Annotated in this window: 22 protein-coding genes; 12 read left to right on the plus strand and 10 right to left on the minus strand. The window is 63.9% G+C overall.

Translation table 11 applies throughout. The features are described from left to right. Positions 1-4 precede the first annotated feature (4 nt). A complete protein-coding gene (locus P0D87_RS26210; protein WP_053859765.1) occupies positions 5-1,210 on the minus strand; it encodes a DNA-binding protein in 1,206 nt (401 codons plus the stop codon). Between the two features lie 1,839 nt (positions 1,211-3,049). Here P0D87_RS26210 and P0D87_RS26215 point away from each other — a divergent pair. Next, positions 3,050-4,399, plus strand: a complete 1,350-nt coding sequence (locus tag P0D87_RS26215; protein ID WP_006047461.1) for a replication initiation protein — start codon at positions 3,050-3,052, stop codon at positions 4,397-4,399. 97 nt (positions 4,400-4,496) lie between these two features. Here the strand turns inward: P0D87_RS26215 and P0D87_RS26220 are convergent, their stop codons facing one another. Both P0D87_RS26220 and parA read right to left on the minus strand, forming a co-directional pair. Continuing rightward, positions 4,497-5,555, minus strand: coding sequence for a ParB/RepB/Spo0J family partition protein (locus P0D87_RS26220; protein ID WP_029967283.1), 1,059 nt, complete (start codon positions 5,553-5,555; stop codon positions 4,497-4,499). A 25-nt stretch (positions 5,556-5,580) separates the two neighbouring features. After that, complete coding sequence (gene parA / locus P0D87_RS26225) at positions 5,581-6,243, minus strand: ParA family partition ATPase (RefSeq protein WP_006047459.1); 663 nt, start codon at positions 6,241-6,243, stop codon at positions 5,581-5,583. 1,171 nt (positions 6,244-7,414) lie between these two features. Here parA and arsC point away from each other — a divergent pair. Beyond that, on the plus strand, positions 7,415-7,774 hold the full coding sequence (gene arsC, locus P0D87_RS26230) for an arsenate reductase (glutaredoxin) (RefSeq protein ID WP_053859766.1): 360 nt from the start codon (positions 7,415-7,417) through the stop codon (positions 7,772-7,774). Between the two features lie 186 nt (positions 7,775-7,960). After that, positions 7,961-8,251 (plus strand): DUF1272 domain-containing protein, encoded by a 291-nt coding sequence (locus P0D87_RS26235; RefSeq protein WP_006047456.1) that lies wholly within the window; start codon positions 7,961-7,963, stop codon positions 8,249-8,251. 64 nt (positions 8,252-8,315) lie between these two features. Here P0D87_RS26235 and P0D87_RS26240 read toward each other — a convergent pair whose 3' ends face one another. Both P0D87_RS26240 and P0D87_RS26245 read right to left on the minus strand, forming a co-directional pair. Then, positions 8,316-8,519, minus strand: a complete 204-nt coding sequence (locus tag P0D87_RS26240) for a zf-HC2 domain-containing protein (protein WP_029967274.1) — start codon at positions 8,517-8,519, stop codon at positions 8,316-8,318. Beyond that, positions 8,506-9,114, minus strand: coding sequence for an RNA polymerase factor sigma-70 (locus tag P0D87_RS26245; protein WP_029967272.1), 609 nt, complete (start codon positions 9,112-9,114; stop codon positions 8,506-8,508). Before P0D87_RS26245 ends, P0D87_RS26240 begins: the two co-directional genes overlap by 14 nt. 452 nt (positions 9,115-9,566) lie before the next feature. Between P0D87_RS26245 and P0D87_RS26250 the strand changes: the two genes are divergently transcribed. Then, entirely contained in the window at positions 9,567-9,698 is a 132-nt protein-coding gene (locus tag P0D87_RS26250) for a hypothetical protein (protein WP_006047453.1), read from the plus strand. A 130-nt stretch (positions 9,699-9,828) separates the two neighbouring features. Here P0D87_RS26250 and P0D87_RS26255 read toward each other — a convergent pair whose 3' ends face one another. After that, complete coding sequence (locus tag P0D87_RS26255; protein ID WP_408637078.1) at positions 9,829-10,035, minus strand: hypothetical protein; 207 nt, start codon at positions 10,033-10,035, stop codon at positions 9,829-9,831. 279 nt (positions 10,036-10,314) lie between these two features. Between P0D87_RS26255 and P0D87_RS26260 the strand changes: the two genes are divergently transcribed. Then, a complete protein-coding gene (locus P0D87_RS26260) occupies positions 10,315-10,869 on the plus strand; it encodes an NADPH-dependent FMN reductase (RefSeq protein ID WP_053859767.1) in 555 nt (184 codons plus the stop codon). 94 nt (positions 10,870-10,963) lie between these two features. Here P0D87_RS26260 and P0D87_RS26265 read toward each other — a convergent pair whose 3' ends face one another. Together P0D87_RS26265 and P0D87_RS26270 are read right to left on the minus strand one after the other, a co-directional pair. After that, on the minus strand, positions 10,964-12,073 hold the full coding sequence (locus P0D87_RS26265) for a hypothetical protein (RefSeq protein WP_053860786.1): 1,110 nt from the start codon (positions 12,071-12,073) through the stop codon (positions 10,964-10,966). A 218-nt stretch (positions 12,074-12,291) separates the two neighbouring features. After that, the gene (locus tag P0D87_RS26270) at positions 12,292-14,574 is read right to left on the minus strand and encodes a hybrid sensor histidine kinase/response regulator family protein (RefSeq protein WP_053859768.1); all 2,283 of its coding nucleotides are present in this window, start codon (positions 14,572-14,574) and stop codon (positions 12,292-12,294) included. Between the two features lie 675 nt (positions 14,575-15,249). Here P0D87_RS26270 and P0D87_RS26275 point away from each other — a divergent pair. The 7 genes from P0D87_RS26275 to P0D87_RS26305 all read left to right on the plus strand — a co-directional run bounded on the left by P0D87_RS26275 (position 15,250) and on the right by P0D87_RS26305 (position 22,332). Continuing rightward, complete coding sequence (locus P0D87_RS26275; protein ID WP_006047448.1) at positions 15,250-15,618, plus strand: response regulator; 369 nt, start codon at positions 15,250-15,252, stop codon at positions 15,616-15,618. Beyond that, positions 15,611-16,234: a chemotaxis protein CheC gene (locus P0D87_RS26280; protein ID WP_006047447.1), complete on the plus strand. Its 624-nt coding sequence runs from the start codon at positions 15,611-15,613 to the stop codon at positions 16,232-16,234. The genes P0D87_RS26275 and P0D87_RS26280 overlap by 8 nt, the downstream gene beginning before the upstream one ends. Beyond that, positions 16,231-17,169, plus strand: a complete 939-nt coding sequence (locus P0D87_RS26285) for a sensor domain-containing diguanylate cyclase (protein ID WP_006047446.1) — start codon at positions 16,231-16,233, stop codon at positions 17,167-17,169. The genes P0D87_RS26280 and P0D87_RS26285 overlap by 4 nt, the downstream gene beginning before the upstream one ends. Positions 17,170-17,379: 210 nt before the next feature. After that, positions 17,380-18,228 (plus strand): presqualene diphosphate synthase HpnD, encoded by an 849-nt coding sequence (hpnD, locus tag P0D87_RS26290; protein WP_029967266.1) that lies wholly within the window; start codon positions 17,380-17,382, stop codon positions 18,226-18,228. Positions 18,229-18,232: 4 nt separating this feature from the next. Further along, a complete protein-coding gene (gene hpnE / locus P0D87_RS26295) occupies positions 18,233-19,528 on the plus strand; it encodes a hydroxysqualene dehydroxylase HpnE (RefSeq protein WP_053859769.1) in 1,296 nt (431 codons plus the stop codon). Then, the gene (shc, locus tag P0D87_RS26300) at positions 19,528-21,579 is read left to right on the plus strand and encodes a squalene--hopene cyclase (RefSeq protein WP_053859770.1); all 2,052 of its coding nucleotides are present in this window, start codon (positions 19,528-19,530) and stop codon (positions 21,577-21,579) included. Before hpnE ends, shc begins: the two co-directional genes overlap by 1 nt. Positions 21,580-21,582: 3 nt before the next feature. After that, complete coding sequence (locus P0D87_RS26305; RefSeq protein ID WP_053859771.1) at positions 21,583-22,332, plus strand: phosphorylase; 750 nt, start codon at positions 21,583-21,585, stop codon at positions 22,330-22,332. A gap of 355 nt (positions 22,333-22,687) precedes the next feature. On the opposite strand, the gene P0D87_RS26310 is transcribed toward P0D87_RS26305, so the two are convergent. Together P0D87_RS26310 and hpnN are read right to left on the minus strand one after the other, a co-directional pair. Continuing rightward, a complete protein-coding gene (locus P0D87_RS26310; RefSeq protein WP_053859772.1) occupies positions 22,688-23,731 on the minus strand; it encodes an MlaA family lipoprotein in 1,044 nt (347 codons plus the stop codon). Between the two features lie 2 nt (positions 23,732-23,733). Next, positions 23,734-26,349 (minus strand): hopanoid transporter HpnN, encoded by a 2,616-nt coding sequence (gene hpnN, locus P0D87_RS26315; protein ID WP_053859773.1) that lies wholly within the window; start codon positions 26,347-26,349, stop codon positions 23,734-23,736. Positions 26,350-26,376 lie beyond the last annotated feature (27 nt).

The following is a 26,376-nucleotide window of genomic DNA, read 5'->3' on the forward strand; positions in this document are numbered from 1 at the left end:
TGCTTCAGGCCGGAGCGGACAAAGAGCCGCGCGACAAAAACCGGCTCACGGCTTCCAGCCGTGAATCGCCCGGCCCGGACGAGTGATCGCATTCCGGACATTGTAATTCGAACTGGTGATCGACTTGCGAGAGCTCCGGCTCACCTTCTTCGCACTTGGGACAACGCAGCGGCAAGCTCACGTGGCCATCGGCTGCGGTGCCGATGACGCGTAACTCGTCGCTGGTGAGACGGCCGGTTTGCACGAGCGAGTACAGCAAACCGCCGATCGCCGGATCGATGCCCTGCTGGCTGCGCAGGCTCGCGAGTTCTTTCGTCAGCGCGTCGATCTCGTCCGATTGTTCGCGCAGTTGCGCATCCAGCCGGTCGCCGCGCGCTTTCGCCGCGGCAAGTTGCTGAATGAACTCGAACTCCTTGCGACTGGCGTCGCGCACACCCGACTGATAGGTCGCGGCCATGCTGCGCAACGAGTCCAGTTCGACCAGCATCGGCTTGACGCGGCGCTCGGCTTCCGCGACGGCGTCCTTGATCTGCTGGGCATAGTGCTCGGTGCTCTGGCGCAGCTCGACATGTAAGGCGTCGATGCGATCGCGCAGCGTCGCGTTTGTCGCCTGCTCGGTGTCGACGCGTTGCTGAAGTGTCTGATTTTCGTGTTCGAGCCGGCGCACCGCTGCCTGAAGTCCTTCCTGATGGGCGGTGCCGTGCGTGGCGACGGCGGAGAGCTCGGCTTCCAGCGCCCGGATGCGTTCCCACGCGGCTTCCGCCCGTTGCTCACTGCGCTTGATGGCTTCTTCGGAGGCGTCGCGGCGGATTTCCGCGTCGCGCGCACGCTGCTCGGCCGCGGCGATTTGGGCGCGTGCTTCGTCGCGCTCGGCATCCAATGAGGTGCGTGCTTGTGCGACCGCTTCTTCAAAGAGTGCGCCCAAGAGTTCTCCGGCACGCTCTTCCAAAGCTTTCGGGATTGCGCCGCCGCCGATCTTCACACGCGAGACGTTGCGGATGCGCTCCCAGAAGTGGTCGATGTCTTTCGGGATGTCGCTGGCGCTGCCGGTCTGGGTCAGATCGCGCACGGCTGCCATCGACGGACGTATACCGAGATCGAAGAACAGCCGCTTGCAGGCGTGCAGTGAGAGTTCTTGCCGTCGAGCGCCTTTGGTTCGCATCGCGTCCAGCTCTTCGCGTAGGGCTCGACGTTCGTCGTCCAGGTTCATTTAGGCCTCTGCGAGTCGTGAAGTGTATCGATCATAACAAGTTACGTATCATGCGCTACGATTTTTTGTGTACTGGCTGTGGCAGAGCCTTTTTATGCTTGGTAGCCTGCGCTTCCTGTCCGTTGCGTCGTGCGTGCTGGTTTTTTCCGTGAAACAAAACGAAGAACGTCATGTAAGTCTTTGTTCTGGCGGCTGATTATCCACTTTTTCTTTCATTAGGCACTGTTTCACGATGCGCAAGCTTCGGAAGGTGGTTGGGGATGTGGCTCTTTCCGGAGGACTCGCGGGTTCGAGACTAGAGAGTAATAAAAGTAAACACCCTTGAACCTAGGTTAAAAACGTTAACGCCATGGCAAAGCCTTACCTGGCGAGGGTTTCCCGGCGGCAAGGTGAAGCTTTCCGGGAAGCCAGGTGAGATCCTGCGGGATGCACGAGTGATGAGGTTCGGGGACAGTGGTGAGCCGGTGCGGGAAACATCGTGAGCGGGTTCGGGAAGCGTCCTTGCAGTGAGTACCGGCACAAGGTGAGATTTTGCGGGAGCTCATCATTCGCGAGCGCCCGGCTGCGCTAGAAAGCAATCTCTCGCGCCGGCGGAGCCAAGGTGAGTGTTTACAGGACGGTCGCAACACGCTGTTTTTGCCCCTGTTCGGGGGTCCAAAAACCTCGAGGTGAGCCAAGACAGGAGAAAACGCGGATGCAAGGTGAGGTTTTACGGGGATCGGTAGCCTGTTTTGCCTTGATTTTGTGCAGTCGACTGGCGTAGGTGAGCTTTTTCGGGAGCGTCGGCAATGCAAGCGACGCGTTTTTGCCACGAGGGGGAGGTCGGCGGCGACCGCTCGATGTAAAGGTGAGGAAATACGGGACCTGCAGCCAGGGGCTTGCCACGGCTGGTCAAAATCCGGGTGCCGACAGGCAAAGGTGAGGTTTTTCGGGAGATTTTCGGCCGCGTTTTTCGCCCAAAGGTGAGCGAATGCAGGAAAGCAGCCGACTTCATGGTCCGCAAATGTCCTGTGGACGGGGCTTGATCTTCATCGGGCCGGAGCGAGTTGGATCTGAAAGGTGAGCGTTTTCGGGAGCGTTTTGCGCTGCACCAAGGCTCCTGGACAGAGGCAATTTGGCATTAAGGTGAGGTTTTACGGGAGACGCAGAGCCGCGCGCAGTGCACGGTGGTTCCTTTGTGTTCGAGGTAAGTCACTGACAACAAAGGGGAAATTTCTGGGTTAGCCGAAAGGTGAGGCTTTTCGGGAGGAAGGTTTGGCAACTGCGCCAGCGCATCGCCGATGCCAAAGGTGAGGACTTCCGGGACTGTTTTGAAGCAATACCGATAGCCTGGGTTGCTGGAACCCGCGTCATCCGGAGCGCTGAACGCACTTAATGGTGAGCTTTTGCGGGAAGCTACGCGCACTACTGATCGCATGCGTCGCCGGACAACTGGACTGAGCTGGCCGCGGCGCTCCGCGAACGCATAGGTAAAGGGGTGCGCTTGCCCGCCGAGATCGCAGTATTCGCGTCGTCGATCTGTCTGCGTCCCGCTTGCCAGCGCCGCGACCGTGGACGACAAGCGTCGCGGTCCAAAACCCAAAAATTTTTAAGGTGAGAAGATTCGGGACCATCGAGTTCCCCTTTCCGTCCGCACAAAAAGCGCGGGTTTTTTCCCAAGCCGCGACGCTAAAGGATCGCCGGAATCTCGCGTCAAATGGTCAGGTGAGGGTTTTCGGGAGTCGCCCGAGGTGAGCCGCGTCGCGTAAACTGCCTTCACCCGCAACGGTGAGAGCCGCGCTATAGACGCGTATCACCACAGTCGGTATGCTCTCGCCAAATCACTCCTTGACCAGACGCATGGCCACGAAGCGCGCCAAGAAAACCGATGTAGTCAGCCCGAGCTCGGCGGAGTTGCGCAAGGCCGTCGAGGCGATCGCGATTCAGCCCAAGAGCGGCAAGATCACGCTGCTGACGCGCAAGCTGTTCAACGTGCTGCTCGCCGTTGCACAACAGGCCGACGAATCGGGCGATACCTACCGCGCGTTGCTGTCCGACATCGTCGCCAATTCCGCGTTCGATTCCAACGACACCGCGCTCGTCAAGGAACACCTGCGCCGCATGGTGTCGGTTCAGGTCGAATGGAGCACCGGCACGTCCAGCCAGAAGCCCGGCCGCAAGTGGGGCATCTCCACGCTGATCGCCGACGCCGAAATTCTCGAAGATCCGACTACGCGGCGGGTCTGGGTGGAGTTCTCGTTCGCGCCGAAGATCAAGAAGAAGCTGCTCGATCCGGTCCAGTATGCGCGCCTGAGCCTGCAATTCCAGAGCCAGTTGCGCAGCAGCGCGGGTCTCGCGCTGTACGAAATCTGCGTGCGCTATCTGACTAATCCGAGCCATCTGACGATGCGCGAATCGTGGGAATGGTGGCGCCCGATCCTGTCGGGCACGCCCGACACGGAAGCCGGCGACGAAGCGAAGCGCGAGTACAAATACTTCAAGCGCGACTACTTGCGCCCGGCGATCGCCGAGGTTAATGCCGTCACGAACATCTTCGTCGAATTGATCGAGCACCGCGAAGGCCGGCGCGTCGCCGAAATCCAGTTCCGCGTGACCGAGCGCAAGCAGCCGATGCTCGCGCTCGATGAGCATCCGAACGTATTCGACAGCACGCTGGTCGACCGGATGGTCAAGATCGGCATCCCGCTCAAAGAGGCTCAGACGCTTTACGCGGACAGCGAGGAGAACCGTATCCGCGCGGCGCTGCAGATGACTGAGCAGCGCATGCGTAGTACGTCGTTGCCGCCGGTCCGCAGCGCGCCGGCGCTCTTCAAGGACGCGCTGAAGAAGGGCTACGCACCGCCGGTCGAATCCGTGCCGTCCGTCGGCAGTGCGAAGGCTGCAGTGGCGGCCCCCGCAGACGACCTGAAGGCGCGACTGTTGGGCGAGTATTCCGCGTATCGTCGCCGGGAAGCGCGCGAGCTCTATGACGAGCAGGGCGAGTCGGAACGCGAGATTGCGCGGCAGTCTTTCGAGGAAGAAGAATTGCCGGGGCTCGGCGCTCACATGCGCGACGACTGGCGCCGCCGGGGACTGGACTCGAAGATTGTGGAAACCGCTTTCTTCGATTGGCTCGCTCGCAAGACCTGGGGCGAACCGACCGATGGCGATCTGCTCGCCTTTACGCTGAGTCAGTCGCGCGCGGCCTGATTGCGCCGCGCCTCGCCGCGCCGCGCCGCATCCCGCTCTGATTGCTGGCGGCGGCGGTTGGCTTGCGCCGTTGTGCCGCCGCTTCGTTCCGCGTCTATTACTTCAACATCTTCTCGATCTGGCGAAGAATGTCGTCGCGCTTTTCACGCGTGAGACCCTTCAGGCGCAACTCGATCCGATCATCTCCGTACGACTTCAGGTCGCCCACCGATACACCGTCCAGCTTGATTTCCAGCCGCTGCGCGTAGCGCTGGCGACCCGCGGGCTTGGTGCTTTCCTGCGTGGTTGCCCTGCCTTTGACGATGTCGGCGACCTGCCGCGTGCTCAGGTCGTCGGAGATGATTTTGTTGATGAGGCGCAGCGTCGCGTCGGCACCGCGCGCGGTGTGGTAGCGGCCCACTTGATAAGCCATGTTGGAGCCGAAACGATCCGGCCGCGCGACCATCTCGTGCATGACCGCTTCCGGCAATTTGGCGATCGACAAGGCGACTGCAACCGTCGACTCGTCGAGGCCAAGGTGCTCGGCGAGTTCCTTCTGGCTCTGGAAATGGCGATCCTCCAGAAAGCGTTTCCAAACGACTGCATTGTCGAATACGGTCTGTGAATCGCGTTGGACGTTGAGGTCGTAGCCGAGCTTATAGCTCTGGATTCCGATTGGCAGGTCGATAACGATCGCCTTCACCGATTCCTTGTTTGCTTCCTTCAGTGCGCGCACGCGTCGGCCCCCGTCACTGACGAAGTAGGTGCCGGGATTGTCGTAGTCGGGAATGACGTGAATTGCCTGCTGCTGCCCTTGCTTCGCCAGATTGACGGCCAGTTCGGCTATCGACGACTTCAGATAAAAATGCCGCGGATTGAACGGGCTCGGCTTGATGGTCTTCAACGCGAGTTCGATCACCTGGCCGGGGCGGTACCCGTGTTCCATTCTCCACGCGCGATAGGCGGCGGACTCGTTCTCCGTATCAACGGTGTCGAGGTCGGTGTGTGCCTGCGGGATCACGGACGATAAGGTCCGCGCCGTCCCGTCTTGGGACTTCGCGACGTTGTTCTTCACCAGACCGTCGATGGCGTTCAGGCGGTCAAGTGCAGTTCGTTTCTCGCTGCTGGTCGTATCAGGACGTGCTTGAAAGCCTTTGGCGAATTGGGAGGGTTTCATTCAGGGTCCTTTATGCGCATAAACTTCACGGGAGCAAGGCGGCGATCTCATTCGCACACGCCCGTACTTCGATCGCGGCGAGCTTGGCGCCCCGATCGCTCATCTGTAGCACTGTTTGACCCAACGCCATCGCCTGCTTGTAGGCTTCGCGCGTGGGGATCTGGGTCTTAAGGAGAGGAAATCCAAGCTCCTCCAACGCGCGCTTTAGTTCACGCGTGAGCATCCGTTTCTCTTCCGTCTTGTTCAGGAGGAATACTGCGCGCAGGTCTTCGTTCATGACCTGCGCCTGCTGAACGAGTTTGACGAGGCCGATGCTCGACCAATAATCGGCCGGCGATGACGACGTCGGTATGACGGCGACGCTTGCCGCCAGTAGCACGACGCCCGACACTTTTTCGGTGATGGAAGGCGGACAGTCGACGACGATGATGTCGTAGTCGGCCACGAACTTCTTGATCTCGCGGTGGATCTGGCTTCCGGCTTCGGAGAGGTTGACAACGGGGAACGGGATGCCGGTATCACCGTCGGATGAGGCGCTCGCCCAGTGGATCAGAGTGTTCTGGCCGTCGGCGTCGACGACGAGGACCCGTTTCCCCTTCTCATGAAAAGCTGCCCCGAGGTGCATCGCGATTGTGCTCTTCCCGACACCGCCCTTCTGTTGAGTTACCGCGATGATTTCCGCTGCCAATGTTCACCTCCTTTTTTAGACGCAAAAGGATTTTACCTGGATGATTTCGCATTTCAATCGTTTCTTGTGTAAAGAGATAGAAATGGCCGATCGGGTTAGGTTTATGCGCATAAAGAAGGCCGGTGAATGTGGCGATTCGGAGGTTGGGGAGAAACGCTTCGCAGTTTGTGCTGTGCGGATGCGCCTCGTACCCGTCGACGTCGTGCCGGTCCCCAAAGATCGATTGGGGCGTCGCTGGCGATGAATGCGACGCGTGCCACGGTGGGCTCATGCGTCGGCTTGCCCGTGCGATCTCGTATTGCGGATAAGGCATGGGCACGAGGCATGAGACGCGAGACGTGGGCGCGAGACGCGAGACGCGAGACGCGAGACGCGAGACGCGAGACGCGAGACGCGAGACGCGAGACGCGAGACGCGAGACGCGAGACGCGCGCGTGGGCTTGGCAGCGTGGGGCGTGGGCGCAATGCAGTGGGTTCGTTCCGAAGCGCCCGAAGCGATTTATGCGCATAAACTCGCGTCTATCCCGGAGTGCTTGCGCGTGTCTTTGTGGGTCGACGCGATTGGTAGGTCCGTGGGCCACGTGTTGCGAGGGACAAGGGACGAGGGACGACTCGACGATCGCCATGCAGAATGCAGTGTCCCGTGCGAGGCGAAGCCTGACTACCAACCCTGCGAACTAGACGTAACAACTGTCTTGGGTGAGGCTAGAGCTAACGCCAGCGCGGAGCAGTTTATGCGCATAAACCGCGGTCCGCGCGAACGGCGCCTCTCTCACGTATCGCAAAAGCCGCAAGGACGAAAACTGACAGCGGCGTGCAGAAAGGCACAAGCTTTGGGGACCCGCCAGCGGACGACCAAGAAACACCGCCTGCTCTATCGCACAAACGGACAGTCAATCGCTGCAAGACAGTCCTGCGCGCATTAGCCGGCTAGAAAAGTTGCTCAACGACGCATCTAGCGAAGCCCCGCCGGCCATCGCCACGAAGCGTCCCGGATCCGCACAAATCTCCTGGCGCTCGCGTCGTTAGCAGTCCGCGCCTCGCACCGCCGACACCCAACCCACGCTCACAAACCCCAACCTCTCCGACCCGAGCGGCTAAAATCAGGCCAAGCCCCATCCCCGGAACGAAACGACTGACTGGCTCACCCACCTCCTTTACTCACCGCACGATGATCACCATCTACCACAACCCCCGTTGCTCAAAATCGCGCTCGACCTGCGAGCTAATCACCGCGCAATACAACCGCGACGAAGAATCCACAACAATCATCGAATATCTGAAGCAACCGCTCACAGTCGCCGAATTGCAGGAGCTGAATCGACAACTCGGCTGTCCCGTCCGCGACATGATCCGCGACTCGGAGCCCGAATATAAGGAACTGGGTCTTTCCAATGTGACGCTTTCGGACGCTCAGTTATACGAAGCATTGGCCGCGCATCCGATCCTCCTGCAGCGACCGATCGTGGTACGGAATGGACGAGCCGTGATAGGCCGGCCACCCGAAAACGTAGCGGCGTTGTTCGTCTGACGCCGTTGCTGCCTGCTCCAGTCGCGAGGCAAAGCACGAACGCAACTTGCAAACGCCAATCACTCTGGCAGCAATTGACGCAGCGCTGTCAGTTGCGAAAACGCCGTGCCACCTACACTGGCGCTGCGCTCAATGCCAGCCAGGTTCGTCAGCGCGCGAACCGAAAGAACTTGATGCGGAGTCCGAATGCTTGAACTACGACCGTCCTGTGAAGGATGCGGCAAGTCGCTGCCGCCGAACGCGTCCGACGCGATGATCTGCACCTACGAATGCACTTTTTGCGAAGTATGCGCACTCACCACGTTGCGCAACGTGTGCCCGAACTGCGGCGGCAATTTCCAGCATCGGCCGATACGCACGCGCGCGCAATTAGCGAAACATCCGGCGCGCGATGAACGAAGCCCCGTCTCAATCGACGAAGCCGCGCACGCACAATTCCTCGAGCACTATCACAACACGCCGCCCGGCGAACGGTAACGCTCCGAGTCGCAACGGGCATCACCCGGCACGGCGAGACAAGCCAAGGCAAGCCAACGCGACGTCAATCGTCGCCGCTCGCCCCGCCAGACGTCGAAATGCCGCTCATCGTGTGGGCGGCTTCACGCAGCAGTCGGATCTGTTTGCGATAGTTGCGGCAGCCGCTGCACGTCGGCAAATGCAGCCGGATGGCGACCCATTCGCCGGTCGTCAAGGAACGATCGAGTGCATCGGACAACAGGCGAGTGATGTTCTTACACTTCCCCATTGGCGTCCTCGCTGGATAGACCCTTCTCGCTCAGGCACGTCCGCAAGCGCAGTCGCGCGCGATAAATCAGCACACTGCAATGGTTCGCGGTCATCTGCAATTCGGCGCAAATAGCGTCGGTGTCGAGGTCGAGAAATTCACGCATCATGAAAACGCGGCCGATGTGCTCAGGCAGATGCTCCAGGCACATCTCGAACAAAGTCCAGAACTGTTGCTGACGCAGCGCCGTTTCCGGTGTGGGCCACGGTCGGGGCTTGGTCTGCTGCGACCAATGGCCGTTGTCCTTGAACAACTCGCGATCCAGCAGCGCCTCGTCCTCGAGTTCGGACTCCAGCGCCGAGAGATTCACCGTGCGTTGCCGGGCCCGCAACGTATCCACGAGCTTGTGCCTCAGGATGCCGAATACCCACGTCTTATGCTCCGATTGCCCGGCAAACCGGTCGCTCTGCGTCCAGGCGGCCGCCAGCGCTTCCTGGACGGCGTCTTCGGCAGCGGCGGCATCGCGCAACTGAAGGCGGGCGAAACGCACCAGGTCCCGGCGAAGTCGCGTCAGGTAAGCGCGATCGTCGAGTGCGGCGCCGCTCACCTGCGCCACGAAAAGCTCCGCGGCACATTTCGCGGCACGCGCAGGGTGTCGTTTGAATAGTTGTCGCTCATAAGCCGGGCGTCTGTCTCGTACGAGGTTCGAAGATGTGCGCCATTCTGCCGTAGGTTGCGGCCCAAGCGAATGAGTAATGGACATGCGCGATTCCCCATCGAGTGATTCAAAGGGTTCTGTCGCGCCGCGCCGCCGGTTTATGACGAACGGAAATTGATTATTGCGGAGATCGAAAACCGGACGCCGTGCTGATATCGAAAGCCGTAAGGCCGCCGGCAAACGCAGGCAGGCAACGGCGCGGCCCCAAAGAACGCTCGGCGCCGGCACCGATCATTTCAAAAAGCGAAAAGATGTCTTCCGGTCTTCCCCATTTTTACGCGGACACCGAATGGCTATTCTTCGTCCGTCGATCGACCGAGATCGCTGCCAACACCCTGAGGAGTAGCACCATGAAACGCATTCTGTCCGCCCTGATCGCTTCCATCGCACTGTTCGCCGCCGCTTCGGGCGCAGCCGAGGCCGCCGCTCCGTCGCAGTGCAACGGCCCGGCGTCCTACTGCAACGTGTTCTTCGGCAACTGATGGCCGGCGCCGGCTACACGAACCCCGAGCCGACGCAAACAAAAAAGGGCGCCCATTAAAAGGCGCCCTTGTCACATCCAACACCAGCGCGGCAACCCACGCCGCCCAGCGCACAGCGCACAACAGACCGCTACGACTTCCCGTTGCCGTCCATGCCGGCGCCGGTCCGCCACACCTCTTTGCCGCGCTCCGACAGCTTCCCGCTGCTATGCGTCGCGTCCGCCTGCGTGCCGTCAACGGCCATCTCGCCGCCCGGTTGTTCCAGCGAGCGCGGCTTCTCCTTTTTGCGAGCCGCGACGGCTTCATCGTGCGATTTTCCTGCGTGATCCAGACTCATGGCTGATCCTCCGTGAATGCTTGCTGCCTCCAAATGGCATAGGCCGGAGGCAGGCTTGATTGACAAGGCAAAAGTACCAGTTATCCACAAGGTTATTCAGTAAATCTGTGGATAACTTTTGCTGGCCGTGGCTTATCCACCGGCCTAGCGCAAACCCGCCATACTTTTCCGCCGATTCACCGCTCTGGCGCTCGACCACGCACCTGCACCGGGCTTTTTGCCTATGATGAGCAGTTCGTACCCTTCGCGCCTCGAGCGCCTAATCCAAGGAAGCGAATCATGGCCCTACATATCGCAGTCGTCGTCGGCAGCCTGCGCCGCGAGTCGTTCAACCGCCAGTTGGCGCAAGCCGTCATTTCTCTCGCGCCGCCCGACTTCACCTTCGAATTCATCGACATCGGTTCATTGCCGCTCTACAGCCAGGAGTACGACGCCGACTTCCCCGAAGTCGCCAGGCAACTCAAGCAGCGCGTGGAAGCCGCCGATGGCCTGCTGTTCGTCACCCCCGAATACAACCGCTCGATTCCCGGCGTGCTCAAGAACGCGCTCGACTGGGGTTCGCGCCCGTGGGGCAAGAATTCCTGGGGCAACAAGCCGGGCGCGGTGATCGGCACGTCGGTCGGCGCGACCGGTTCGGCTCTCGCGCAACAACATCTGCGCAATGTGCTTGCCTATCTGGACGTCGCCACGCTCGGCCAGCCCGAGGTGTTCATCAAGCACGACCCGGCGGTCATCAACGAGAAGGGCGAAATTCTCAACGACGGCACGCGCAAGTTCCTGCAAAGTTTCGTCGACCGCTACGTGACGTGGGTGAAGCGGCATACCGCCGCCTAACGCCGGCACCTACGCTTCGCAAGACAAGCTGCCCACATCAGCCGATATCAAATGCAGCGGCGTCGCCATCGCTTCACGGCGCGCCGCTGCAGGTTCACACGTGATGATGCCCGGTCACGCGCTCCCAGCCGTGACGCACGGCGAGCTTGAAGCGCTCCCACGTGCTGTTCTCGGCCGATGTCGATTCCCAATGACGCCGCGCTTCCGGCTCGACGTCATCCCACGCTCGATCGCGATAACGCACGTCCTTGCCGATCTCCGCGCCGTAGCGGTAGGCCGGCACGTAATCCTCATAACGCGAGTCGTCGGCGGCGTACTGCTCGTCGTAATGCGTGCGGAAGTCTTCTTCGTATTCCAGATATTCGTTCGGAATCTGGCCGCTCAGGCCCGCGGTCGGCTGAGCGGTGCCCGACACGACTTCGGACGGCTGCATCACCGCGCCCGAACCCGGCGCCGAGCCCGCGGCAATGGCGCTGCGTCCGACATCGCCGGCCAGCGGATCGCGCACGGGTTCGCCGAGCGGATCGGCGGTCGGCCGCTCACCAAGCGGCGGCGGCACGAAGGGTTCGGCGTCAGTGCTGCGCGGTGGCGTGGAATACAGCGGGTCGGCCGTTACATCCGACCGCGCGGCGGCGGCATTCGCAGCCGCGCTGCCGGGCGTCGCCACGCCAGCGGCCGGCGGCGTCGTCGTTCCGGTCCTCGGGGATGTCATCGTGTCCCGGCTCCCGACGCCCGTCGTTCCGACCTCGGAGCCGCGTGTGGCGCCGGGCGTAGGCGTGCCGATGCCGAGTTCGTCGAGCAGCGAATGCTCGCGCGCGCTTTCGGTGCCGGTTTGGGTGCCCCAATCCGGCGAGCGCTCGCCGATGTCCGTCGCGCCGAGCCGCGTCAGCGTGTTGCGAGCGAGTTCCGCGTGCGATTCGCTGGCGGCGTCGATGACGACCAGCACCGCCCCGCGACGCAGCGCTTCGCTGTAACGCGCCGTCTCCGGCGCGCGCGGGCCGCTCGCGAAGAGGCTCGCCAGAAACCGCTCAATGTTTGCGAGCACGCCCGAACCGGCGACTTCGTCGGTGGCCGAGCCGACCGACGGCTCGGCGTTTGCCTGCAATTCGATCGTCTCCCGCGCGAAACCGGTCTGCACCAAGGTGTCGCGGGCGGCTTCGGCCTCAGCGTAGGTGTTGAATAAACCAATCACGGTATGTCGCATGGCTGCCTCCCGTTTGGCTACGACGGACAGCGCAGCGCGCGCCATCCCCATTACCTGTCGGATGCCGCAACGTTCATGCCGGAACGCGGTGATGCACGGCCCGCCCGCCGCCGTGGGCGTGAGCGAAACGCTTTGTCGACCCGCCGTGGCCGCGTCGACCGCGCTTTTTACAATTCCGCGTAACGAGAGGAAGAGGCAAAAAGCCGCCGGCGAACCGCTTATTGGACGTGATGCGCCGCCGGATCGAGGCCGCTCTGAGCGAGTTCATGCTGGATTGTCTTCAGCAAGCTTTCGAGCAGCGCGATGTCGAACGGTTTGGAAAGCACCCGCACATTGACGTGCCGCGCGCGATCGAGCTCTTCCGCGTAGCCGGTCACGAGAATGACCGGCAGCCTCGAGTCGAGCGCCCTGATCGCCTCGGCGAGATCGATGCCGTTCAGGCTTCCCGGCATATGGATGTCCGACAGCACGACGTCGAACGGCAGCGGCTCACCGGTGCGCATTTGCCGCGTGTGGGCGTCGTCCAGAAGGCCCAACGCCATGTCCGCATTCAATACGCAGGTGACGTGGTGGCCCATCATCTGCAGCAGCGCTTCGGTGCCGGCCGCCACTTCCTCGTTGTCCTCGACCAGCAGAATGCGCAGCGCGTGCTGTGCGGCTGGGTCGTCGGCGCCGGTTTCGATCGGGCCGTCGACAGTCGCCTCTTCCGTCGCCCGCGGCAAATAGAGCCGCACGGAGGTGCCCGCGCCGACCGCACTGTCGATCGCGGCCAGCCCGCCCGAGCGCTCGCAGAACGCAAACACCTGCGGCAAGCCCAGCCCCGTGCCCATGCCCTTCGCCTTGGTCGTGAAAAGCGGCTCGAAGGCGCGCGCGAGCACCTCGGGCGCCATGCCGGCGCCGGTGTCCTCCAGCGACAACTGCACGAAATCGCCCGTCAGCGGGAAGCCGTCTTCATGACGGAACGTGATGTTGGTCGCGCGCACGGTGAAGCGCCCGCCGTTGGGCATGGCGTCGCGCGCGTTCACGGCGATGTTGATGAGCGCGAGTTCCAGTTCGGCGACGTCCACGCGCATCGGCCAGATATCGACGCCGATATCCATCACCAGGGAAACCTTTGCGCCGAGCGACGCGCGCAGCAGATCGCGGCACGCCGGCAGCCAGCGTTCGAGCGCGACGGTTTCGTTGCGAAGCGGCTGTTTGCGCGCGACGCCCAACAATTGCCGCGTGAGCGACTGGCCGCTTTTCAACGCCCGTTCCATCGCCGACAGTTCGCGGTCGAGCCCCGCCGCGCCGCGCCGCCGCGCGACCTGGACGTTGGCCGAGAGGATCATCAGCAGATTGTTGAAGTCGTGCGCGACGCTGCCGACCAGCGTGCCGAGCGCTTCCATCTTGCGCGACTGCCGGTATGCCGATTCGATCGAGCGGCGCATGGACGCTTCCGCTTGCCAGCGCGCCCACGCTTCTTCTTCGGCGCCGAGCCGCCGCAACGACAGCCAGATCACGCACCAAAGCGCGACGGACGGCGTGAATATCGTCAGAAACAGCACGGCGAGATGCCGATACCAGGCGGCCCACATCGCCGACGCGCGATAACCGCACATCACGTACACCGGATACGAGCCGACGTGCCGGAACGCGACGATCATGTTGTCGCCGTCGATGTTCGAGTGCATGCGCGTGACGCCGGCGCGGCGTCCCTCTTTCATCGCCTGGGCGAACGGCGAATCCGCCGCGACGGCCGCCGGCTCGCGCGGGCGGCGCGGATAGTGCGCGAGAACCGCGCCGTCGGCGCGCACGAGCGTCATGGTCATCGGCAGGCCGTCGTTGCCGCCGAGCAGCTCGCGGTAGAACGCGTCGAAATAGCTCGGACGCAGCGCGACCGACACGACGCCGGCAAACGTGCCGTCCGGCGCGCGCCGTTCCACACCGGTGTTGAACACCTGCTCGCCGGCGACGTGCCCCGTCATCACCTTCGATACATGTTCGAGGTCGCGTCCCTCGCGAAGGCCGACGAAATCGTCGCGCTCGCCGATCGACACCACCGGCGCGGGATAAAACCGGCTGCTGACGAGCAACGCGCCGTCGCGGCCGAAAATCGACACGGCGGCCACTTGCGGATAGCCGCCGCCCATCGTTCGCACTTTCTGGTGAATGACCGCCGCGCGCGCACGAATGCCGTCGTCGTCGAGGCCTTCCGTCAAATCGACGATGCGCGTGTCGAGCGTTTCGTTCATGTCGAACACTTTCAGCGCGTGTTCCTCGGCGACGCGCACGGTGCGCAGCGTCATGTCGGTGGCGTCAGCTTCGCGGGTGCGCAGGTCGCTGAACGCCATGGCCGCGACGTAAAGGCACGGCAGCACGACCGCGGCGACAAGCAGCGCGATCAAAGTCATGCGCCGAACCTGAAAATTCTGCTCCGGCACGGCGGGAAATACCGCCTCGCCCTGCCCGTCAGCGGAAAGGCGGCTCGCTCGATGCGGGTCGAACCGGTCTTGTGTCATTAATAAACGCTCGGTGTTTCAAGGCGGAAAAAGAAAGGATACGAGAAGCATAGTCGCAGAACGGCGGTAGAAGTTACCGTTATGAACTGAGCTTGCCGCTTTAATGCGTAATTCGTCGCCCTTTTAAAACAGTGACAAATCGAGAAGCGCAAACGTACACAAAAGTATAAACGGTATAAAAAAGATTATTATGCGGCGCGTATGTTTTCGAAAAGCGCCCAACCAAGGAAGATATTGTTAGCGCGACGCGAATACCGTGTATTGCTTTTCGGCTGCTTTACTTCGAGAATCGACGCACGATAAAAAATGCGTCCGCCATGTTCGAACGCATACGCCGCGAGGGCACCGGATCATGCGTACGCGCGTGAGTGCCGGCGTTCGCGGAAACCACGCGCGCGCGGCACGGAATCAGCCAGGTTCAGCGAGCCGCGCCGATTCATATACGGGGTAGGCTCAGCACATGCCGGTCATAGCCGTCGTCCGCCGCACACGCGCGCATTCCTGCGCGAGCAATGGTTACGCCAGGCGCGCGTCGCCGCGCCTTCTCCACGTCTTGCCGTTCTCCGCTTTCCCGCCAGCATCGGCGCGGTTCGCCGCGCGCCGTCAGACTTCTCCCTAAAGAGATCCCGCTATCCGCCGTTAACACGCACGAGCTCATTCCGTCTTTCGTCCGCCATGCCTTTGCCTATCGTGATCGCCGATGATTCATTGCTTGCCCGCAAGGTGCTCACCAAGGCATTGCCGCCGGACTGGGACGTCGACGTGTCCTACGCCACGAACGGACGCGAAGCGCTCGCTTTGTATCGTCAAGGGAAGGCCTCGGTGATGTTCCTCGACCTGACCATGCCGGACATGAACGGCTATCAGGTGCTCGAGGCATTGCAGCATGAGGATCTGAATACCTTCGTCATCGTCGTCTCAGCCGATATTCAGCCGATGGCCCAGGCGCGCGTGCGCGCGCTCGGCGCCGCGGCGTTCATCGCCAAGCCCGTGACGCCCGAGGCGGTACTGCCCATCCTCAAGGAGTACGGGTTGTATGTCTGAGCCAGTCCTCACCGAAGATCAGCGCGACGCGCTGCAAGAGGTCGCCAATCTGGCGATGGGTCAAGCCGCGACGCGTCTCGCCCGGCTGCTCGATTCGTTCATCGAGTTGTCGGTGCCGCGCGTGCGGGTGGTGGCGGTCAGCGAGGCGGCGCAGGCGCTGCGCGAGATGACCGGGATCGAAGACCCGGTGAGCGCGGTGCGCCAGGGTTTCCGCTCGGACATCAAGGGCGAGGCGCTGGTGATTTGCCGCAGCGACAGCGTCGACGATCTGTGTGCGCTCGTGAGCGATCCGTACTCGCGCTCGGCCTACGAATCGGTGAGCCAGAAAGAGTTGATGTTCGACGTCGCCAACGTGCTGACCGGCGCGTGCGTGTCATGCATCCTCGACCAGCTCGGCCGCACGCCGGTGTTCTCCGCGCCCGGTCTTCTCGGCGACGCCATGACGCTCGACGAAGTGTTCCAGCCGGGCGTGCTGCAATGGGAAGTCGCGCTGCTCGTCGAGGTCAATTTCACGCTCGAAGATCAGAGCTTCCGCGCGCATCTCGTGATGCTGATGGCGGAAGAATCGATCCGCCACATGAACGACGCGCTCGACGCGTTGCTGTCCAGCCTATGAGCTCGCCCGCGCAATCGTTGAGCGACCTGGTCGTGGAGCGTGTCGGCTTTGGCATTTTCGTGCTGGATCGCGACATGAACGTGCTGATGTGGAATCGGTTCATGCAGGACCACAGCGGTTTGTCGGCGGAACAGGTGGTCGGCAAATCGCTGTTCGTCCATTTTCCCGAACTGCCGCGCGTGTGGTTGTCGCGCAAGATCGAAAGCGTGTTTCAGTTGGGCAGTTTCGCGTTCAGTTCGTGGGAGCAGCGCCCGTATCTGTTCAAGTTCGATCACGACCGGCCGATCACGGGCGGTGTCGATTACATGCAGCAGGACTGCACGTTCATGCCGCTCACACGCGAGCGCGAAGTGGTGGCCGTGTGCGTGACGATCTCCGATGTGACGCACGTGAGCATCGTGCAGCGCGAGCGCGAAGAGGCCGTCGCGAAGTTGCAGGAGTATGCGGATCGCGACGGCCTCACCGGCATTGCCAACCGCCGCTATTTCGAGGCGCGTCTGCTCGACGAATACACGCGCTGGCAGCGCTACGGCGGCGACATGTCGGTGCTGCTGTTCGATCTCGATCACTTCAAGAAGATCAACGACCAGTTCGGTCACGGCGTCGGCGATACGGTGCTGCGCGTGATGGCGCAGCGCGTCGCCGGCGTCGTGCGGGCGCAGGACACGTTTGGGCGTTTCGGCGGCGAGGAGTTCGCGTTGCTGCTGCCGTGCACGCCGCTCGAGGACGCAATGCGCGTCGCCGAAAAAATCCGCTGCACGATCGCGGATACGCCGGTCGAAGTGCAGGGCACCAGCGTGCCCGTGACGGCGAGCGTGGGTGGCGCGGCCGCGCGCCCAGGGTTGCCCGCCTACGAGGTGCTGATCAACGAGGCCGACGCGGCGCTTTACAGCGCGAAGCGGCAAGGACGCAACCGCTCGGTGGCGTTGACGTGACATCGTCTGTCGCCGGGCGATCTGGCGGCTCGCCCCCGTATACAGCAGCGGAAACTGCGTCGTCCGACAAACGTTGATATACTTTTCGCCGTTTCCGGCATCCCAGCCGTCTGTTTCGCGCGTGTCCGCGCGCGTGGACCGCCCGCCCTGCGGCGAGGCATAAAAAATTCCTGAACGCCTTTCAGCGGGCGCCCTCCTGCGGAGATCGTCTTGGCTGTTTCCAATCTTGTCGTGGACGATACTGAAATCGACGCCGCTGCCGCCACATCCGGCAGCTCGTTCTATCTCGCAATGCGCATCCTGCCGGCCGCGCAGCGCGACGCGATGTATCAGGTCTACGCTTTTTGCCGCGCCGTCGACGACATCGCCGACAGCGATCTGCCGCGCGCCGACCGCGCCGCCGCGCTCGAGCGCTGGCGCGCCGACATCGACGCCTGCTATGCGGGTGCGCCGCGCGCTTCGTTGCGCGCGCTGACGCGGCACATTCACACGTTCCATCTGCAGCGCGAGGATTTTCACGCGATGATCGACGGCATGGCGATGGACGCCGCCGGCGACATCTGCGCGCCCGACGAAGCCACGCTCGACCTGTATTGCGACCGCGTCGCGAGTGCGGCGGGCCGCCTATCGGTGAGAATATTCGGGATGCAGGAGGAGCCGGGCCGTTTGCTGGCGCACCATCTGGGCCGCGCGCTGCAGCTCACGAACATTCTTCGCGACATCGACGAAGACGCCGGCATCAACCGTTGCTATCTGCCGCGCGAGTTGCTGGCGCGCGAAGGCATCGCGGTCGAAAACCCGGCGCAGATCGCCGACGACCCGTCGCTGCCGCGCGTCTGCGCGACGCTTGCCGAGCGGGCCAAGGCACACTTCGCCGCGTCCGACGCGATCATGGACCACGAGCCGCGCAGCCACGTGCGCGCCCCGCGCATCATGTCCGGCGTGTATCGCGTGCTGCTCGAGCGGACCCTCGAGCGCGGTTTCGACATTCCGCGCACGAAAGTCAGCAAGCCGAAGCTGCGCCTGCTGTGGATCGTCGCGCGCTACGCGCTTTTCTGAGCCGATGCCGAGGCTCGTACATGTGGTCGGCGCGGGCCTCGCCGGCCTCGCCGCCGCCGTGCAGTTGCAGCGGCGCGGCGCGCGAGTCGTGTTGCACGAAGCGGCCGCGCAGGCCGGCGGCCGGTGCCGTTCGTATTACGACGCGAAGCTCGGCGCGACGATCGACAGCGGCAATCACCTGATCATGTCGGGCAACGCGGCCACGCTGAACTACCTTCGGGCGATCGGCTCGGCGGACGAACTCACGGGGCCGGCGCTGCCGGAATTGCCCTTCGTCGACCTCGCCACGCGGGCGCGCTGGACTGTGCGCATGTCGCCGGGACGGCTGCCGTGGTGGATCTTCGACCCGAACGCGCGCGTGCCGAACACCGGCCCCGGCGATTATCTGAGCGTGGTGCCGCTGTTGTTCGCCAAGCCCGGCCGCAGTGTCGCGCAGACCATGCGCAGCAACGGCCCGCTGTGGGACCGCCTGCTGGCGCCGCTATTTCGCGCGATGCTCGCCGTCGAGCCGCGCGAGGCGTCGGCGGAACTCACCGCGGCGATGGTGCGCGAGACGCTGATTGCCGGCGGTCTGGCGTGCCGTCCGCTGGTTGCGCGCAACGGCCTGAGCCATGCTTTCGTCGACCCGGCGTTGCGCCTGCTGCAGCATGGCGGCGCGACCATCGAACTGGGTTCGCGGCTCGAAAACCTCGTGTTCGCCGAAAGCGCCGGCGTGAGCGCGAGCGCAACGTCGAATTCGAACCGCGTAAAGGCACTGAATTTCGTCGATGAAACCATCGCGCTCGACGCGAACCACGCCGTGATCCTCGCCGTGCCGCCGGACGTCGCGCAGACGCTGGTTCCGGGTCTGCGCGCGCCGACTCGCTTTACCGCGACCATCAGCGTGTATTTCGCGGTGGAGCCGCCGTTCGGCTTGCCGTCCGTGACCGGCCTCGTCAACGGAACGGCGCAGTGGCTGTTCGCGTTCGACGGGCGTCTTTCGGCGACGATCCACGGCGCGGAATCGCTCATCGACACGCCCGCCGAAGAGCTTGCGGCGCGCGTGTGGGCCGATGTCGCGCAGGCGGCCAATCTGCCCGCCGCGCCGATGCCGGACTGGCAAGTCGTCGTCGACAGGAATGCGACATTCGCCGCGCTGCCGGACCAGGAAACGCTGCGTCCCGGCACGCGCACTCGCTGGAATAATCTGATGCTCGCGGGAGACTGGACGGCTACCGGCCTGCCCGCGACGATTGAAGGCGCGATCCGCTCCGGCCAGAAGGCCGCGGATACGCTGCTGAATCAACCGATGGAACGCTGATGAACGACTTATCTCAAGCCCACGTGCTGGGCGCCGCCATGCCCGAAACCGCCGGCGAGGCGCAGAACGCGCAGGCCGCGGCGAGCAGTGCGGCCGCCGCAGCCGAAGCATCCGCCGCACTGGCTCCTTCGCTCGACGCCGCCATCACGCGCGCGACCGATGCCATTCTCGCCGCGCAGAAACCGGACGGCCACTGGGTCTACGAACTCGAGGCGGACGCAACCATCCCCGCCGAATACGTGCTGCTGGTCCATTACCTCGGCGAGACGCCGAACGTGGAGCTGGAGCAGAAGATCGCGCGCTATCTGCGCCGCATCCAGTTGCCGAACGGCGGCTGGCCGCTTTTCACCGACGGCGCCATCGACATCAGCGCAAGCGTGAAGGCGTACTTCGCGCTGAAGATGATCGGCGATCCCGTGGATGCCGAGCACATGGTCCGCGCGCGCGAAGCGATTCTCGCGCACGGCGGCGCGGAAACCGTGAACGTGTTCACGCGCATCCTGCTCGCGCTCTTCGGCGTGGTGTCATGGCGCGCGGTGCCGATGATGCCCGTCGAAATCACGCTGCTGCCGATGTGGTTCCCGTTCCATCTGTCGAAGGTGTCGTACTGGGCGCGCACGGTCATCGTGCCGCTGCTCGTGCTCAACGCCAAGCGGCCGCTCGCGCGCAATCCGCGCCGCGTGCGCATCGACGAACTGTTCCGCGGCGCACCGGTGAACACCGGCATGCCGGCGCGCGCGCCGCATCAGCACGTCGGCTGGTTCGGCTTTTTCCGTGTCGTCGACACGGTGCTGCGAGCGGTCGACGGCCTGTTCCCCAAAGCCACGCGCGAGCGCGCGGTGCGCGAGGCGGTGGCGTTCGTCGATCAGCGTCTGAACGGGGAAGACGGCCTCGGCGCGATTTTCCCGGCGATGGCCAACTCGGTGATGATGTACGACGTGCTCGGCTATCCGGCCGATCATCCGAATCGTGCGATCGCGCGCCGGTCGATTGAAAAGCTGCTCGTCATCAAGGACGACGAAGCGTATTGCCAGCCGTGTCTGTCGCCGGTATGGGACACGTCGCTCGCCGCGCATGCGCTGCTCGAAACGGGCGACGCGCGCGCCGAGCAGGCGGCCGAGCGCGGCCTTGCGTGGCTGCGTCCGCTGCAGATTCTGGATGTGCGCGGCGACTGGATTTCGCGCAGGCCCAATGTGCGTCCCGGCGGCTGGGCGTTCCAGTACAACAACGCGTATTACCCCGACGTCGACGATACGGCAGTGGTCGCGATGGCCATGCATCGCTCGGAAGCGCTCACGCACTCGGGCGCGGATCGCGAGGCGATTGCGCGGGCGCGCGAATGGGTCGTCGGCATGCAGAGCAGCGACGGCGGCTGGGGCGCATTCGAGCCCGAAAACACGCAGTACTACCTGAACAACATTCCGTTCTCGGATCACGGCGCATTGCTCGATCCGCCGACCGCGGACGTGTCGGGCCGTTGCCTGTCGATGCTCGCGCAGCTTGGCGAATTCCCGCAGAACAGCGAACCGGCGCAACGCGCGCTCGACTACATGCTGAAGGAGCAGGAAGCCGACGGTAGCTGGTACGGCCGCTGGGGCCTGAACTACATCTACGGGACGTGGACTGCGCTGTGTTCGCTGAACGCGGCCGGCCTGCCGCACGACGATCCGCGCATCCGGCGCGCCGCGCAATGGCTTCTGTCGATTCAAAACGAAGACGGCGGTTGGGGCGAGGGCGGCGAGAGCTACAAGCTCGACTATCGCGGCTACGAGCGCGCGCCGAGCACGGCGTCGCAAACGGCATGGGCGCTGATGGGTTTGATGGCGGCGGGCGAGGTCGATCACGAGGCTGTGGCGCGCGGCATCGAGTACTTGCAGCGCGAACAGCGTGAGCATGGTCTGTGGGACGAGACGCGCTTTACGGCGACGGGCTTCCCGCGCGTGTTTTATCTGCGTTACCACGGTTATCGCAAGTTCTTCCCGCTGTGGGCGCTGGCGCGGTACCGTCATCTGAAGCGCAACGGGCTCACGCGCGTCGCGGTCGGGATGTAACGGATGGTTCGTTCAACAGGGCGGTCCGCCGATGCGGATGCCGGCTCACGCTCCGGCTCCGGCGATCTGCCGGTGATCGTCGTGACGGGCATGGCCTTCGAGGCGCGGATTGCGCGCGGCGAGGGCGTCGAAGTCGTGTATGCGGCACGCGCCGATCTGCTCGAGCGCGCGCTGAGCGCAGCGGTGGCACGCGGTTGCTCGGGCATCGTCAGCTTCGGGACGGCGGGCGGTCTCGCGCCGGATCTGAAGCCGGGCGCGCTGGTTATCGCCGACGCAGTCGTCGGCCCGTTCGGCCGTGTTCCGACCGATGCCGCCTGGGCCAACCGGCTCGCCGCCGCGCTCGGAACCGCGCCGCTCGCGTCGCGTTTGCGGCGCGGTCCAATGGCCGCGGTGGCCGCACCGCTCATGTCCGCCGATGACAAGCGCGCGCTTCATCGGTCGACGGGCGCGTTGGCTGTGGATATGGAGTCGCATCTGGCCGGCGCGATGGCCGCGGCGCGTGGCTTGCCGTTCGCCGTGTGCCGCGCGATTGTCGATCCGGCGTGGCGCACGTTGCCGTCGGCGGCGACTGCGGGACTGCGCGACGACGGTAGCACTGCGCTCGCGCCGATTTTGCGTGAGCTGTTGAGGCAGCCGTCGCAGATTGGCGCGCTGATTCAGGTGGCGATAGATGCTCGTGCGGCGCGGGTTTCGCTGGTGCAGGCGCGGCATGCGCTTGGCGCGGCTCGTGCGTTGGATATGCGCGTGGCTTGACTGCGAGCGGTGAGGGCGGCTGGGCCAGTAGTTTTGCCCCGGTCGCCCGCGCCGCATCCGCACAGTTCTGGCACGGCCAGCCGCTGCTCGCCCCGCCGCGCAGTGCTTATCTGCGACGTTCAGCTATGACGCCTACTTGCCGCAAACCCACCTGCGGCGAACCCACCTGCGGCGAACCCACCTGCGGCGAACCCACCTGCGGCGGCACGCCTACCTGCCGCCACTTCGATCCGACTGCTCTGCTATCCTCGCCCGCCTGAGCACACCCATCTGCCGCCCGACTGCCTGCGGCACTTTATAAGCGGACTGCTTGCCTATCTCCGCCCACCTCGGGACCAAGACTCGCCGGTGGCTGTTATTGCGCGGCGGGCGCTGAAGCCGGCTGTTTATTATCAGCAGGCGCAGACTGCGGAGCCGGGGTGGTCGTGCCCGGCGCGGAGGCCGCAGCCGGTGCCGTTGCCCCACTATTCGCTCCCGTCGCCGCACCACCCGCACCACCCGCCGGCGCCTCCCCCGGGTCCGTGTAATCCGGCACTCCCGCCGGCACCCCCGCCGGCGCGCCCGTAGCCGCACCAGACGCCGCATCCGGCGTCCCCGCCGTATCGCCCGGGTCCGCGTAGTTCGGCAGCGCGGCCGGCGCGCCTGCCGCAGCGCCTTTCGCCGGAACCGTCGCGGCGCCCGAGTCGCCCTCATCGTCGTATTCCGGCAGCGGCGCGGCGTTATCGCTCGTGCCGCGCAGACGCGCCCGCCGTTGCTGCGTGTACGCGTCGCGCACGAACGAGTATTTGTCCAACGCCGCCTGTTGCAGCAGATCCGTCGCGCCGAGCAGATCCGAGCGCACGCTCACGAACTGCAGCACATACAGCGGATTACGCACCGCCGGCTCCATGTAGTTCAACGGATTGAACTTCACGTCCACCACCAGCCCCATGCTGTCGCGCACCGTGCTCGGGCCGAACAGCGGCAACACCAGATACGGTCCCGACGGAATGCCCCAATGCCCAAGCGTCAGTCCAAAATCCTGGTGATGCTTCGGCAAGCCGGCGGGCGTCGCCCAATCGAGCAGGCCGCCAAGACCGAACGTCGAGTTGAACGCGAAACGGATGATGTCCTCGGTCGCGTCGGTGATCTTCAATTGCAGCAGCGCGTTCGCGGCGTTGCTGAGGTCGCCGAGGTTCGAGAAGAAGTTGCTCACGGCCGTGCGCAGCGGCTGCGGCGTCACCTTCTGATAGCCCTTCGCGACGGGCACCGCGACGTAGCGGTCGAGGCCGTCGTTGAAGTTGAACACCGCCCGGTTCATCGGCTCGAACGGATCGCCTGGCTTGCGCTCAGGACCGGTCGCGCAGCCCGATATGAGGCCGGTGGCGGCGAGCGCCAGCACAGTGGTACGCAGTTTCATGCTTATATTCCTTGGTGCTTCGCGCGACGTGGGCGCGGCTTGCCCATCAGCACAGGTTGAAAAACCACGGCGCCGATGAGTGTGCAAAAGAGCGAAAGCGCCAGCAGGCGACCCATGCTGGACGTCCCCGGATGATGCGATAGCCAGAGGCTGCCGAACGCCGTCGCCGTGGTCGCGGCGCTGAACAGCACGGCATGCGTCAGGCTCGACTGCAACAGGCCGGTCTGGCCATTGCGCCACGCCATCACGAAGTAAATCTTGAAGGCCACGCCGACGCCGAGCATCAGCGGCAATGCGATGATATTCGCGAAGTTCAGCGGCATGCCGAACACCACGCACAATTCGAGCGTGACGAGCGCCGACACGAGCAACGGAACCAGCGTGCGCAACATGTCGCCGAGGCGCCGCAGCGCGACCCACAACAGGATCGCGATGGACAGCAGCGCCCAGCCGGCAGCCTGCAGGAACGCCTTGATGATCGTGTCCGCGGAATGCAGGATCGAAATCGGCCCGCCGATCGCGCCCGGCTCCGCCTTCTTCACCGCATGCGCGAAGCGGGCGAGCGCGACGTCGTCGTTCGGATCGGCGCCCGGTTTTACTTTCGGCGCGATGTCGACGAGCGCGCGGCCGTCTTTCGAGACCCAGCCCTTCGAAATTTCCTTCGGCAGATTGTCGCGCGTGATTTCAGTCGGCTGCAGCAGGTTTTCGAGTTGCTTGAGCGCAATGCGGAGCGGCTCGGACATCGCGTTTTCCGCGCGGTCGCGCGTGGCGGCATCGGCGGCGGCGAGCTTTTGCAGCGTGTCCGACAAGTGTTTGGCTTCGGCCGCGCCGGGGCCGGGGTGATCGTCGGCGGCGAGCGAGAGCTGGTTCGACGCGCGCTTGAGCGCCGCGACGCGCACGGCGTCCGTGGCTTGCGGCGCGGGCTGCTGTTGAAGCGCGGGCAGCAGTTGCTGCGCGGCGCTTGCGATCAGCATCATCTTTTGTTGCTGCTGCGCCGGAACGAACGTGTCGAGCGTCGTCACGCGGCCGACTTCGGGCAACGCGCGCAAGCGCTCGGCCATGCGGTCCGCGTCGACAAGCGAGGGCGCGAGCGCATGCACGTTGTTCACCGCGGCCTCGGGCGAATCCTTCAGCGACAACAGCGTGGCCATCGACTCCGTATGCGGATCTTTCAGATGCAGCGGATTGAAGTCGAAGTGCAGACGCGTGAGCAGCGGCGTCGCGCCGATCACGACGATCAACGTGCCGATCAGCACGGGCTTGCGGTGACGAGCAAGGAAGTCGTCGACGGGAGCAAGCTGTTTGAAGCCAGGCGATGCGGGCTCGCCCGGCGGATTGAAGATCTTCAGCAATGCCGGCAGCAACGTCATGTTGGTCAGGTACGCGACGAACATGCCGACACCGGCGATCTCGCCAAGCTCGGACACGCCGCGATACGCCGTCGGCAGAAACGAGAAGAAGCTGAGCGCGACGGCGACCGCCGCGAGCGTGAGCGGCACGCCGATACTGTGCGCGGTATGGGCGAGGGCGGCGGACAGCCGGTCGTCGCGATTGCGCTCCTCACGATACTTGACGCCGAACTGCACGCCGAAGTCCACGCCGAGCCCGACGAACAGCACCATGAACGCAACCGAGATCATGTTCAGCGCGCCGACCATCATGAGGCCGAGCGCCGCGGTAATCGCCAGCCCGACGAAGAGCGTGATGAAGACCGCGGCGATCATGCGGCCCGAGCGCAGCGCGAGCCACAAGATCACCAGCACGACGACGAACGTGCCGATGCCGTTGAGCACTGCACCGTCCTTGACCGACGCGAATTCTTCGTCGGCGAGCGGCTGTTCGCCGGTCAGGCGCACGCTCGCGCCATAGCGCGAGTCGAGATGCAGCGAAGCGGCTGTATCGCGGATCGCCTTCGACGCGCTTGCGCCCGGCTCGAGCGCATCGTAGTTCACGACCGGCTGCACGACCACGAATGCGCGCGCCGGATTGGTGGCCGCACTCTTATCGACGAACGCGCGCCACGAGAAAGCAGCAGGCTTGCCGGCCAGCACGAGATCGAGCGTGTTGGCGCTTTGCGACAACAGGCGGCTCATGTCCGAGAGCTTCACCTGGCCGATTTGCAGCGGCAGTAAGAGGCTCGTGGTGAGCGTGCCGGCGAGTCCCGTGAGACTCGGGTCGTGCGCGAGCGTGTTCACGAGCGGGCGCGACTGCACCAGTTGCGAGGTGGTCGACATGACTTCTTCCGTCGACGGGAACAGCAGGCCGTTGTGTTCGAAGAACGGCCCGCCGGCGGGCTGCGAGACCGCGACGAATTCCTTCGTCTCGGCCTTCAGTGCGGCTGTGAGCGCATTCGCGGCAGCGTCGGCGAATTCGGGCGCGCGCGCCTCGACGACGACCAGCACCGTTTCGCCGCGATCGGGGAAGGCCTGGTCCATCGCGTGCTCGAGCGTGGACCATTGCTTGTCCGTTTCGATGAGACGGCTGATGTCCGTGTTGATCTTGAAGTGATGCGCGACATAGATCCCGCTCAGGACGGCGAGCACGATCGACAGTGCGATGATCCGCAGCGGATGGCGCACCGAGTAGGCGACGAGGCGAACGATAGATGACTTCAGCATGTAGGCGGAGCTGGCCTTATCACGGGT

Origin of the sequence: Paraburkholderia sp. RL17-368-BIF-A (genome assembly GCF_046054045.1) — a bacterium.
GTDB classification, from domain to species: Bacteria; Pseudomonadota; Gammaproteobacteria; order Burkholderiales; family Burkholderiaceae; genus Paraburkholderia; species Paraburkholderia graminis.